This window comes from Streptomyces sp. NPDC007875 (assembly GCF_042868035.1).
Classification (GTDB): domain Bacteria; phylum Actinomycetota; class Actinomycetes; order Streptomycetales; family Streptomycetaceae; genus Streptomyces; species Streptomyces antimycoticus.
The window spans coordinates 407,505-418,529 of record NZ_JBIADZ010000007.1 but is presented as its reverse complement, the minus strand read 5'-3'; the positions used below and the strand labels follow the sequence as shown (position 1 = coordinate 418,529).

Below are 11,025 nucleotides of genomic sequence, written 5' to 3'. Positions count from 1 at the left end.
CCCCGCCATGTGGAGACCCAGTGCCTGGCCGACACCCACGGCAACGTCGTGGTCGTCTCCACCCGTGACTGCTCCCTCCAGCGCCGCCACCAGAAGCTGGTCGAAGAGGCCCCGGCCCCCTTCCTGACCCAGGAGCAGAACGACCAGCTCTACGCCGCATCCAAAGCCATCCTCAAGGAAGCCGGCTATGTGGGCGCCGGCACCGTCGAGTTCCTCGTCGGCAACGACGGCACCATCTCGTTCCTGGAGGTCAACACCCGGCTGCAGGTGGAGCACCCGGTCACCGAGGAGGTCACCGGCATCGACCTGGTCCGCGAGATGTTCCGCATCGCCGACGGCGAGGCCATCGGCTACGACGATCCTCCGATGCGGGGCCACTCGTTCGAGTTCCGCATCAACGGTGAGGACCCGGGCCGCAACTTCCTGCCCGCCCCGGGCACGGTGACCTCCTTCGTCCCGCCCGCCGGACCCGGTGTGCGGCTGGACGCGGGCGTGGAGTCCGGCAGCGTCATCGGCCCGGCGTGGGACTCGCTGCTGGCCAAGCTGATCGTCACCGGCGCCACCCGCACCCAGGCCCTGCAGCGCGCCGCCCGCGCCCTGGCCGAGTTCCAGGTCGAGGGCATGGCCACCGCGATCCCGTTCCACCAGGCGGTGGTGGTGGACCCGGCCTTCACCAGCGAGCCGTTCACGATCCACACCCGCTGGATCGAGACCGAGTTCAAGAACACCATCGCCCCATTCGCCCCCGTCAGCCCCGACGAGGACGAGGAGCCCACCGCCCGTGAGACCGTCGTGGTCGAGGTCGGCGGCAAGCGGCTGGAGGTCTCGCTGCCCGCCTCCCTGGGCGTGGCCACCGCCCCGGCGGGCGGCGGCTCGAAGAAGCCGAAGCGCAAGGCGGTCAAGAAGTCCGGCTCCGCCGCCTCCGGCGACGCCCTGGCCTCCCCGATGCAGGGCACCATCGTCAAGGTCGCCGTCAACGAGGGCGACACCGTGGCCGAGGGCGACCTCATCGTCGTCCTGGAGGCCATGAAGATGGAACAGCCCCTCAACGCCCACCGCGCGGGCACCGTCAAGGGCCTGGCCGCCGAGGTCGGCGCGTCCATCACCTCGGGCGCGGTCATCTGCGAGATCAAGGACTGACGCGCAGATCAAGGACTGAGGCGGGAATCAAGGGCTGACCCGCCCCCGCACATGACGGCGGGCCCCGACCGGAATCCTCCGGCCGGGGCCCGCCGTCTTCGTGCCGCGCCCGCTCAGCGGCCGTGCACCACGTCCTGGGGGAAGGTCAACTGGCCGTTCATCCAGCGCAGGGCCGTGGGCAGCTCGCGGCGCCAGGTGCGGAAGTTGTGGCTGCCCCGGTCGAGGATGATCGACTGCGCGCTCATCGGCGTGCGGACCGCGGCCAGGAAGTCGCGCGTGGCGGCGTAGTTGGGCTCGCCCCGGCGGCTGGAGGACACCAGCACCGACACCTGCGGCTGGGGCAGCCGGCGCAGCCGCCACAGCAGATCGTGCTCCCGCTTGCCGCGCTCGCCCTGCGGGCCCGGGCCGAAGAGGTCGCCGGTGGTGGGGTCGTTGACCACGCGGTAGTCGGGCGACAGAGCCGCGGCCGCGCTGTAGACGCGCGGATGACGCAGGGTCAGCTCAAGGGCGCAGGTGCCGCCCGAGGAGTAGCCCAGCACGCCCCAGGCGCTGGGGTCATGGCCGATCCGGTAGTGCCCCCGCAGCGCCTCGGGCAGGTCCTGGGCGAAGTAGGTCTCGGCCTGCGGGCCGCCGGGGACGTCCACGCATTCGGTGTCGCGGGGCGGGGCGATGGTGGGCCGCACCATCACGATGACCGCCGGCTGCATCGCCCCGGTGCGGATCAGCCCGCCCGCGGTCTGGGGCAGCCGCAGATGCTGGGCCAGCAGGAAGGATCCGCCCGGATAGCCGCTGATCGCCACGATCACCGGGAAGCGCTGCCGGGCGTACTGGCGCTGGAAGTACTGCGGCGGCAGATACACATACGCCGGGTTGGCCACCTGGCTGCGGCGGCCCAGGATCCGCACCGACTCGACCTTGCCCGCCTTGTCGGGGGGCCCGCTCGGCAGTCCGTGCACCGTGTCCAGCCCCTGCGGCGGGGCGGGCCGCACCAGCCCGCCCGACGCTCCGACCGGCTCCGCGGCGCCGCCCTGCACATGGGACAGGGCCGCCGGTGCCGCCTCGTCCCCGCCCAGCAGTTCGTCCCAGGACCCGTAGAACTGGAAGGTGGTGTTCACCGCGAGGGCCAGCGCGGCCACGATCGCGCACTGGGTCACCGCGAGGGCGGCCAGCCGGCCCAGCCAGGCCCGTACGCCCCGGCCCGCGAAGCGCGGCCACAGCCAGAGCGTCAGCCCCGCGCACCCCACGGCGAGGGCGATCATCACATACTCGAGTGAGCGGCTGGTCAGTCCCATCGTTCTTCCACTCCGGCGCACCGCAACGCACGATGCCGGCGCCCTGTTTGATGCCGTTCGCGATACCCGCATTGCCTGGCCCGGGCGTGCCTCCGGTCACGAAATGGCATGCTTGACTCACGGGCAGCCACGGCAGGGAGGACCGCGATGGCGATCGAGACAGCCACGGCGCAGATGCCACCGCGCCCCATGCGCGCCGACGCGCGCCGCAACTACGAGCGGCTGCTGGCCGAGGCGCGCACGGCCTTCACCCGGCACGGCACCGATGCCTCGCTGGAGGACATCGCACGCCGCGCGGGCGTCGGCATCGGCACGCTCTACCGCCACTTCCCCAACCGCACCGCGCTGATGGGCGCGGTCTTCCAGGGCGAGATATGCGCCCTGCTGGAGCGGTCGCGGGAGCTGGCCAAAGCGCCGCGGCCGTGTCAGGCGCTGATCGACTGGCTGCGCGCCATCGTCGACCACGCGAGCATCTACCGCGGGCTCTCCCGGGCCCTGATGGCGTGCTCGGGAGACGAGACCTCGGCACTGTCCCGCGGCTGCGGTCTGCCGCTGCGCGAGGCGGGCAGTGAACTGCTCGCCCGCGCCCAGCAGAGCGGTGCCGTACGGTCCGATGTGGTCATCGCCGATCTGATGCAGCTCACCAACGCGATCGGGCTGGCCGTGGAGGAGTCCCCGGACGACCCGGAGTTGGCCGACCGGCTGCTGGCGCTGGCCTTCACCGGTCTCAAGGCCCGCTGACACCCGCCGGCGCCCCTCGCTAGCGACGGCGCGGCGCCAGATCCGCCACCCGCCCCGGCTGCTCAGCCAGCGGCACCGCACTGCGCAGCTGCGCGGAGCCGGGGCCGCCCGGCGGATGGGGGTGGTTACGGCGCGGCCCCGGCAGCGGCAGGCCCTCCTCGCCGCCGCCACGGCCCTGGGACGCGCCCAGCCGCCCCGACTGCCGCCCCGCCGAACCGCCCCCCTCACCGCTCCCGGCCGGGCCGGACCCCGCGCCCGGCCCGGCCACGGCGATCTGAACCCCCTGGTCCGCGAGGGCCTGGAGCTCGGTCAGGGCACGGTCGTCATGGGCGGGTGGCTCATCGGTCACCAGCCGCGTGATCACATCGGTGGGCACCGTCTGGAACATGGTGTCGGTGCCCAGCTTCGTATGGTCGGCGAGCACGACCACCTCCGCCGCCGCCTGGACCAGCGCCCGGTCGACGCTGGCCGAAAGCATGTTGGAGGTGGACAGGCCGCGCTCGGCGGTCAGCCCGCTGCCGGACAGGAAGGCGCGCGAGACCCGCAGCCCCTGCAGGGACTGCTCGGCGCCGCTGCCGACCAGGGCGTAGTTGGAGCCGCGCAGGGTGCCGCCGGTCATCACGACCTCGACCCGGTTGGCATGCGCCAACGCCTGTGCGACCAGCAGGGAATTGGTGACCACGGTCAGCCCCGGAACCCGCGCGAGCCGGCGGGCCAGCTCCTGCGTGGTGGTTCCGGCGCCGACGACCACGGCCTCGCCCTCGTCGACGAGACCGGCCGCGAGATCGGCGATGGCCGTCTTCTCCGCGGTCGCTAGATGGGATTTCTGCGGGAAGCCGGACTCCCTGGTGAATCCGCCCGGCAGCACCGCACCGCCGTGCCGGCGGTCGAGCAGTCCTTCTGCCTCCAGCGCCCGCACATCACGCCGTACGGTCACTTCGGAGGTCTGGACGACGCGGGCGAGCTCCCGGAGCGACACCGCTCCGTTCGCACGCACCATTTCAAGGATCAATTGGCGACGTTCTGCAGCGAACACGAAACTGACAGTAACGCCAACGACCGTCTGTTTTCAGCAGCTTGCACCAATTAGCAGAAGTTGGACATCTCTGAAGGTACGAAGTGCTATAAGGACCGGATCTACGACTCTTCCTGAGTCTTCCGGGTGTGCAACTGCCGCGCCACCTCGGCGATCGAACCGGACAGCGAGGGGTAGACCGTGAACGCCTTGGCGATCTGCTCCACCGTCAGGTTGTTGTCGACCGCCAGCGCAATCGGGTGGATCAGCTCGCTCGCCCGCGGCGCGACCACCACACCGCCGACCACGATGCCGGTGCCCGGACGGCAGAAGATCTTGACGAAGCCGTCCCGGATGCCCTGCATCTTCGCCCGCGGATTGCGCAGCAGCGGCAGCTTCACCACCCGGGCGTCGATCTTCCCGCCGTCCACGTCCGCCTGCGAGTAGCCGACCGTGGCGATCTCGGGGTCGGTGAAGACGTTCGCGGACACCGTCTTCAGGTTCAGCGGCGCCACCGCGTCCCCCAGGAAGTGGTACATCGCGATCCGGCCCTGCATCGCCGCCACCGACGCCAGCGCCAGCACCCCGGTGCAGTCACCGGCCGCGTAGATGCCCGGCGCGCTGGTGCGGGACACCTTGTCGGTCAGGATGTGCCCCGACTCCGCGAGCTTGACCCCGGCCTCCTCCAGCCCCATGCCCGCCGTGTTCGGGATCGAGCCGACCGCCATCAGACAGTGGGTGCCGGAGATGACCCGCCCGTCCGAGAGCGTGACCTCCACCCGGTCCCCGACCCGCTTGGCGGCCTGCGCGCGCGAGCGGGACATCACGTTCATCCCCCGGCGCCGGAAGACGTCCTCCAGCACCGCCGCCGCGTCCGGGTCCTCGCCCGGCAGCACCCGGTCCCGGCTGGAGACCAGCGTGACCTTCGACCCCAGCGCCTGATACGCGCCCGCGAACTCCGCACCCGTGACACCGGAGCCGACCACGATCAGCTCCTTGGGGAGCTCGTCGAGGTCGTACACCTGCGTCCAGTTCAGGATCCGCTCGCCGTCCGGCTTCGCGTCCGGGATCTCCCTCGGATGGGCACCGGTCGCCACCAGCACCGCATCCGCCACCAGCGTCTGCTCGGTGCCGTCCACCGCCCGCACGATCACCCGCCGCGAGCCGTCCAGCGACTGCTGCGGCTCCACCCGCCCGTGCCCGCGCATGACCCGGCCGCCGGCCCGCGTGACCGACGCCGTGATGTCATGCGACTGGGCGAGCGCGAGCCGCTTCACCCGGCGGTTGACCTTGCCGAGATCCACGCCGACCACCCGGGCCGCCTGCTCCATCGGCGGGGTGTCGTCGGCGACGATGATCCCCAGCTCCTCATAGGAGGAGTCGAAGGTCGTCATCACCTCGGCGGTGGCGATCAACGTCTTCGACGGCACGCAGTCGGTGAGCACCGACGCGCCGCCCAGACCGTCGCAATCGACGACGGTCACCTCCGAGCCGAGCTGCGCGGCGACCAGCGCCGCCTCATAGCCGCCGGGTCCGCCACCAATGATCACGATCCGAGTCACATGCTCCATTGTCCCGCACCGGTTCGACTGACTTCAGCCCGGGGGGTTTCACGGGGGCGACTGACGTACGAACCTCCCACCCCGAGGGCCGTTCCGCCCCACTCCCGTACCCTCAGACCCATGTCGCTCTACGCCGCGTACGCCGGCAACCTCGACGCGCGGCTGATGTCCCGCCGCGCACCGCACTCCCCGCTGCGCGGAACGGGCTGGCTGAACGGCTGGCGTCTCACTTTCGGCGGAGAGCAGATGGGCTGGGAAGGCGCCCTGGCCACCATCGTGGAGGCGCCGCGCTCCCAGGTCTTCGTCGCCCTCTACGACATCGCGCCCATGGACGAGGACTCCATGGACCGCTGGGAGGGCGTCGGCCTCGACATCTACCGCCGGATGCGGATCCGCGTCCACACCCTGGACGGCGACGAACCCGCCTGGCTCTACGTCCTCAACGGCTACGAGGGCGGCCTGCCCTCGGCCCGCTACCTGGGCGAGATCGCCGACGCGGCGGAATCCGCGGGCGCGCCGCACGACTATGTGATGGAGCTGCGGAAGCGCCCCTGCTGAGTCCGGTGTTCCCGGTGGGTTCGTGTCTCCGGGCGAGCCGTGTGCCCGGGCGGCGCGGGGGCCCGGTCGGTCCAGGGGTTATGCAACGATCCGAATACCTCCACGGAGTCCGTCTACGCGCGTAGGCAGTTACCGGCTACCCTCGTGCGCGTGAACGCATCAGTTTCTTGGGACGACATCCAGGGCGACCCCCACGCCGCCGCCGACGACGCCGCCACCCGCCTGCGCGAGCTGACCGGCGCGGAGACCCACGACGTCGCACTGGTCCTGGGCTCCGGCTGGGTCCCCGCCACCGACGCCCTCGGGGCGCCCGAGCACGAGTTCCCCGTCACCGAGCTGCCCGGCTTCCCGCCGCCTGCCGTCGAGGGCCACGCGGGCCGGATCCGCTCGTACCGGATCAACGACAAGCGGGCGCTGGTCTTCCTCGGCCGTACGCATTACTACGAGGGTCGCGGTGTCGCCGCCGTCGCACACGGCGTACGCACCGCCGTCGCCGCCGGCTGCAAGACCATCATCCTCACCAACGGCTGCGGCGGCCTCCGCGAGGGCATGCGCCCCGGTCAGCCGGTACTGATCAGCGACCACATCAACCTCACGGCCACCTCCCCGATCGTGGGCGCGAACTTCGTCGACCTCACCGACCTCTACTCCCCGCGGCTGCGCGCCCTGTGTCAGCAGGTCGACCCGACCCTGGAGGAGGGCGTCTACGCCCAGTTCCCCGGGCCGCACTACGAGACCCCGGCGGAGATCACCATGGTCCGCACCCTGGGCGCCGACCTGGTGGGCATGTCCACCACCCTGGAGGCCATCGCGGCGCGCGAGGCGGGCGCGGAGGTCCTTGGCATCTCCCTGGTCACCAACCTGGCGGCCGGTATGACCGGCGAGCCCCTCAACCACGAGGAGGTCCTCCAGGCCGGCCGCGACTCCGCCTCCCGCATGGGCAGCCTGCTGTCGCAGGTCCTCGACCGCATCTGACCTCGCCGGTCGGGCGACCCTGTTCCGGCGCTGGCCGCGGTGGCGGCGGCGTCACGGCGTGCTGCGCGGGTACTCACCCCTCAGCCAACTGAACAGAGCGTCGCCTCGCGCCCTGTGTCGGGCCGGGGCGCGGCGCCGGGGCCCAGGGGCGTGGTGTGGGCCGGGGGTTGGCGCCACACATATGCGAAAGCGTCCAGGACACCACCCCTGCGACCCCGCCCCCTCCCGCCGTCTCGCGGCTCCCGGCCGGTGGCACCGGCCCCGGTTCCGGACCGCCTGGCGGCGGGCACTTCGTCGGCAACCGCGCCCAAGTCACACGGGTCCTGGCCCACCCCCGGATCACCGGATGGCGGTCCCTCCCCTGCCGCGAGGCTGGAGAGGGCCAAGGCCGAGCACCTCCGGGCACCCGAGCCACCACGACACGGACACCGACCAGCGAGCGGGAGACGGGCCGCACCCGGCACCCTGGCGGTCCGGAAACGGGCCGGGGCCCGTGCCACCGGGGTGCGGTCGCCGACGAGACGGGAGGGGGCGGGGTCGCAGGGGTGGTGTCCTGGACGCTTACGTGTATTTGTGGCGCCAATCCCCGATCAACTCAGCGCCCCCGGCCAATGGCGCCGTAAATATACGGTCCAGGGCGCCGCCCCGGAGGCCCCGCACCCGGCACCCACCACACACCCCGGCGCACCACCCACGCACCCGCACCCGGCACCGCACCCGCAAGCCGGACCCGTATAAGCCGGACCCGCACCGCACCCCGCACCCGCACCCGCACCCGCACCCGCACCCGCACCCGCACCCGCACCCACCAAACGACCACCCCCAGGAGGCCCCCATGGCCACGGAGCCCGACCTCATCGCACAGGCCCGCGCATGGCTCGCCGAGGATCCCGATCCCGAGACCCGCGACGAGCTCAGCACGCTGCTCCAGGCCAACACGGGCGGCGCGGAGGACGCGTTCGAAGAGATCGCCGACCGGTTCTCCGGGATGCTGCAGTTCGGTACCGCCGGTCTCCGTGGTGAGCTCGGCGCCGGTCCCACGCGGATGAACCGCGCCGTCGTCATCCGCGCCGCCGCAGGGCTCGCCGCGTACCTGCGCAAGCATCACGATCAAGGGCTCGTCGTCATCGGATACGACGCGCGCTACAAAAGCGCCGACTTCGCCCGCGACACCGCCGCCGTCATGACCGGCGCCGGATTCCGCGCGGCCGTGCTTCCGCGGCCCCTCCCCACGCCCGTCCTCGCCTTCGCCATCCGCCACCTCGGCGCCATCGCCGGCATCGAGGTCACCGCGAGCCACAACCCGCCCCGCGACAACGGCTACAAGGTCTACCTCGGCGACGGCTCCCAGATCGTGCCGCCCGCCGACGCCGAGATCGCCGCCGAGATCGCCGCCATCCGCAGCCTGAACGACGTGCCCCGCCCCGACAGCGGCTGGGAGACGCTGAACGACGACGTCCTCGACGCGTATCTCGCCCGTACGGACGCCGTCCTCACCCCGGGTTCGCCCCGCAACGCCCGCGTCGTCTACACCCCGCTGCACGGCGTCGGCCGCGAGACGCTCACCGCGGCCTTCGCGCGGGCCGGTTTCCCGGCGCCCGCGGTCGTCCCCGAGCAGGCCGAGCCCGATCCGGCGTTCCCCACCGTCGCGTTCCCCAACCCGGAGGAGCCGGGGGCGATGGACCTGGCCTTCGCGACGGCCCGCAAGGTCGCTCCGGACATCATCATCGCCAACGACCCGGACGCCGACCGCTGCGCCGTCGCCGTGCCCACGATCACGAATCCCACGGCCCCCACGGACGCCGCCGGCTGGCGGATGCTCCGCGGGGACGAGGTCGGCGCCCTGCTCGCCACCCACCTCGTCCACAAGCGCGCCCGTGGCTCCTTCGCGACCACCATCGTCTCCTCGTCGCTGCTGTCCCGGATCGCGGAGGACGCCGGGCTCCCGTACGCCGAGACGCTGACCGGCTTCAAGTGGCTGGCCCGGGTGGACGGGCTGCGCTACGCGTACGAGGAGGCGCTCGGCTACTGCGTGGACCCGGCGGGCGTACGCGACAAGGACGGCATCACGGCCGCGCTGCTCGTCGCCGAGCTGACGTCCGAGCTGAAGGAGCAGGGCCGTACCGTCACCGACCTGCTGGACGACATCGCGGTCGCCCACGGCCTGCACGCCACCGACCAGCTGTCCGTCCGCGTCACGGACCTCTCCCTGATCGGCACCGCGATGAAGCGGCTGCGCGAACAGCCGCCCACCGAGCTGGCGGGGCTCGCCGTGACCTCGGCGGAGGATCTGTCACGAGGTACGGAGACGCTGCCCCCGACGGACGGGCTGCGCTACCAGCTCGCCGGAAAGGACACCGTCCGGGCAGCCCGGGTGATCGTCCGGCCCAGCGGCACCGAGCCGAAGCTGAAGTGCTACCTGGAGGTGGTCGTCGACGTCCAGGCGGCGGTTGCCCTGGTCCCGGCCCGCGCCACGGCGGACAGCGTGCTGGCCGCGCTCAAGAAGGATCTTTCGGCGGCAGCGGGAATCTGATCGGTGGCGGTATCGATGACGGTGCCGGAGCCGGAGCCGCGTCGGATCCGGCTGAGGTAGCTGAACCCGGGAGCGGGTCCGACGCAGGGCTGAAGGGTGAGATCGCCCCAGTAGAGGCCGTGGGCGGGGGCGCCGCGCTCCGGGTTCAGGTAGTGGGCGTGGACGCGGAAGCGGAAGGTGCCGCGCGGTCCCGGTCACGGTGACGACCGGGCCGATGGGCAGGGTGGCGAACTGCTGGAACCCGCGGTAGTCATGGCCGACGACGGCGGCCGTACGCATCGCGGCACGGTTCTCCGTGCCGTAACCGAGAGTGGGCCCGGCCACTGGACGGCGACGCGACCGGCGTCCACGGCGTCCTGGCCGCCGCGGACGACCCGCGCGGACCAGAGCCGATGCGCAGCGTGGTGGCCGCCCCGCCCAAGCTCGTCCGCGCCTCGTCCGCGCTCCGGACGCGCGCCGCTCAGCACGTTCCGGACGCGCCCCGTCCGCGCCCCGTCCGCCCGGCGGTCAGCCGATCGCCAGCATGATGACCAACAGCACCGCACCCGCCAGCGTCGGCGCGATGACCTCGAAGGCCCACCGGACCTCGGGCGCCCCCTGGGCGCCTTCGCGCCCGGCGTTGAGTTCGGCCATTTCTCGCAGGTCGCCGATGGCCGCGTCGGAGGGGGCCCGCCGGTCCTCCCCGGCCTTGTTCGCCGACACATGGGCCGACGTGCGGCTGAAGGGGTCCTCGGAGGCCGCCCTGGCCTGCTGCCTCGCGGCCCGCTTGCGCTGCCGCAGCGAGACCGGGATCGCCCAGAGCTGGTAGGTCCCCCCGCCCGCCAGCACCTCGCTGGTGTATCCGGCGCGCAGCCCCTCGACCGAGGCCCAGGGCAGCGTGACCGTACGGAAGGGGTTGCGGACGAGCAGCCGGTCCTGCCCCGCGTACACCGCCGGGCGCACCGTGAAGGCGATCACCACCGGCACCGCGAACAGCAGACCGGCCAGCGCCAGCCACGGCGTGCGTCCCTCGCCCCGGATCATCGCGTCGATGCCCAGCCAGCCGCTGAGCGCGAGCAGCAGCACTCCGCCTCCGATCCCGCTCGGGGAGCGGTAGACCCGGTCCGAGAAGGTCTCGGGCACCGAGGAGGATGCGGCGGGGGCGGAGTCGTCGTCCGGGCTCGTCATGCGCCCGATTGTGCACCACACTCCCGGGACGGGGGACGCCCA

9 protein-coding genes are annotated in these 11,025 nt (G+C 72.3%); 5 read left to right on the top strand and 4 right to left on the bottom strand.

All coding sequences use genetic code 11. The features are described 5' to 3' along the window. The coding region (locus tag ACFYOY_RS17990; protein ID WP_388587960.1) for a biotin/lipoyl-containing protein at positions 1-1,140 on the top strand (1,140 nt) is incomplete at its 5' end. Between the two features lie 113 nt (positions 1,141-1,253). On the opposite strand, the gene ACFYOY_RS17985 is transcribed toward ACFYOY_RS17990, so the two are convergent. After that, complete coding sequence (locus ACFYOY_RS17985) at positions 1,254-2,432, bottom strand: alpha/beta hydrolase-fold protein (RefSeq protein ID WP_351881064.1); 1,179 nt, start codon at positions 2,430-2,432, stop codon at positions 1,254-1,256. 147 nt (positions 2,433-2,579) lie between these two features. Between ACFYOY_RS17985 and ACFYOY_RS17980 the strand changes: the two genes are divergently transcribed. Next, positions 2,580-3,173: a helix-turn-helix domain-containing protein gene (locus tag ACFYOY_RS17980; RefSeq protein ID WP_351881067.1), complete on the top strand. Its 594-nt coding sequence runs from the start codon at positions 2,580-2,582 to the stop codon at positions 3,171-3,173. Positions 3,174-3,192: 19 nt separating this feature from the next. Here ACFYOY_RS17980 and ACFYOY_RS17975 read toward each other — a convergent pair whose 3' ends face one another. Both ACFYOY_RS17975 and ACFYOY_RS17970 read right to left on the bottom strand, forming a co-directional pair. Then, entirely contained in the window at positions 3,193-4,173 is a 981-nt protein-coding gene (locus ACFYOY_RS17975) for a DeoR/GlpR family DNA-binding transcription regulator (RefSeq protein ID WP_388587956.1), read from the bottom strand. A gap of 137 nt (positions 4,174-4,310) precedes the next feature. Beyond that, complete coding sequence (locus ACFYOY_RS17970) at positions 4,311-5,759, bottom strand: NAD(P)H-quinone dehydrogenase (protein WP_351881070.1); 1,449 nt, start codon at positions 5,757-5,759, stop codon at positions 4,311-4,313. A 111-nt stretch (positions 5,760-5,870) separates the two neighbouring features. Here ACFYOY_RS17970 and ACFYOY_RS17965 point away from each other — a divergent pair, with 111 nt between their 5' ends. The 3 genes from ACFYOY_RS17965 to ACFYOY_RS17955 all read left to right on the top strand — a co-directional run bounded on the left by ACFYOY_RS17965 (position 5,871) and on the right by ACFYOY_RS17955 (position 9,816). Beyond that, on the top strand, positions 5,871-6,308 hold the full coding sequence (locus tag ACFYOY_RS17965; RefSeq protein WP_014061302.1) for a gamma-glutamylcyclotransferase: 438 nt from the start codon (positions 5,871-5,873) through the stop codon (positions 6,306-6,308). 150 nt (positions 6,309-6,458) lie between these two features. Beyond that, on the top strand, positions 6,459-7,283 hold the full coding sequence (locus tag ACFYOY_RS17960) for a purine-nucleoside phosphorylase (RefSeq protein ID WP_043237321.1): 825 nt from the start codon (positions 6,459-6,461) through the stop codon (positions 7,281-7,283). An 835-nt stretch (positions 7,284-8,118) separates the two neighbouring features. After that, on the top strand, positions 8,119-9,816 hold the full coding sequence (locus ACFYOY_RS17955; protein WP_388587952.1) for a phospho-sugar mutase: 1,698 nt from the start codon (positions 8,119-8,121) through the stop codon (positions 9,814-9,816). Positions 9,817-10,323: 507 nt separating this feature from the next. Here the strand turns inward: ACFYOY_RS17955 and ACFYOY_RS17950 are convergent. After that, on the bottom strand, positions 10,324-10,983 hold the full coding sequence (locus ACFYOY_RS17950; protein ID WP_351881077.1) for a PH domain-containing protein: 660 nt from the start codon (positions 10,981-10,983) through the stop codon (positions 10,324-10,326). Positions 10,984-11,025 lie beyond the last annotated feature (42 nt).

Bases quoted from the DNA above. Each gene is read 5' to 3' on its own strand.
- ACFYOY_RS17975 (WP_388587956.1), bottom strand. From the start codon at position 4,173: ATGGTGCGTGCGAACGGAGCGGTGTCGCTCCGGGAGCTCGCCCGCGTC.
- ACFYOY_RS17955 (WP_388587952.1), top strand. From the start codon at position 8,119: ATGGCCACGGAGCCCGACCTCATCGCACAGGCCCGCGCATGGCTCGCC.
- ACFYOY_RS17970 (WP_351881070.1), bottom strand. From the start codon at position 5,759: ATGGAGCATGTGACTCGGATCGTGATCATTGGTGGCGGACCCGGCGGC.
- ACFYOY_RS17985 (WP_351881064.1), bottom strand. From the start codon at position 2,432: ATGGGACTGACCAGCCGCTCACTCGAGTATGTGATGATCGCCCTCGCC.
- ACFYOY_RS17950 (WP_351881077.1), bottom strand. From the start codon at position 10,983: ATGACGAGCCCGGACGACGACTCCGCCCCCGCCGCATCCTCCTCGGTG.
- ACFYOY_RS17965 (WP_014061302.1), top strand. From the start codon at position 5,871: ATGTCGCTCTACGCCGCGTACGCCGGCAACCTCGACGCGCGGCTGATG.
- ACFYOY_RS17980 (WP_351881067.1), top strand. From the start codon at position 2,580: ATGGCGATCGAGACAGCCACGGCGCAGATGCCACCGCGCCCCATGCGC.